Origin of the sequence: Marinifilum caeruleilacunae, assembly GCF_013141825.1 — a bacterium.
Classification (GTDB): Bacteria; Bacteroidota; Bacteroidia; order Bacteroidales; family Marinifilaceae; genus Marinifilum; species Marinifilum caeruleilacunae.
The window spans coordinates 1-411 of sequence record NZ_RZNH01000181.1 but is presented as its reverse complement, the minus strand read 5'-3'; the positions used below and the strand labels follow the sequence as shown (position 1 = coordinate 411).

Genomic DNA, 411 nt, shown 5'->3' with positions numbered 1-411 from the left:
TTTTTCATCAATGGAAAAAGTACGAGCCCCTGCGGCTTGAGCAGTTATTGGCATCCTTTCTTTTCTCCTTAGATGAGAAAAGAAACAAAAGAATCAAGCCAATCGGATGCTGCTCGCCTTTTCATGGCATCGGTCTGCCCCGCATCGCACCCGATCGGCACCTCCCGCTCGAAATTTATCTCCTAAGATTCATTAAATGTTATTTATAGAGAAGGTCGTCTCTTAAAAGCTTGCAGTTTCATCCGGGCATTGGAAGTTCAGAGCAGTTAGGTGCAGAAAACTATTAGTAAGGAGGGGAAGTTTCGAACTTGCTTCGAAAATCACCCCACCGCACTTATAGTTTTCAAGAATAAGTGATTTGAACTTACACGCCCTAGATTTTTTGCTTACTTTTTCATCAATGGAAAAAGT

The 411-nt window shown here is 42.1% G+C and carries 1 protein-coding gene; it reads right to left on the bottom strand.

The window, feature by feature from the left end:
• Positions 1-222 precede the first annotated feature (222 nt).
• Positions 223-411, bottom strand: a 189-nt coding sequence (locus ELS83_RS22155; protein WP_216616788.1) for a hypothetical protein, incomplete at its 5' end; no start/stop codon positions are given.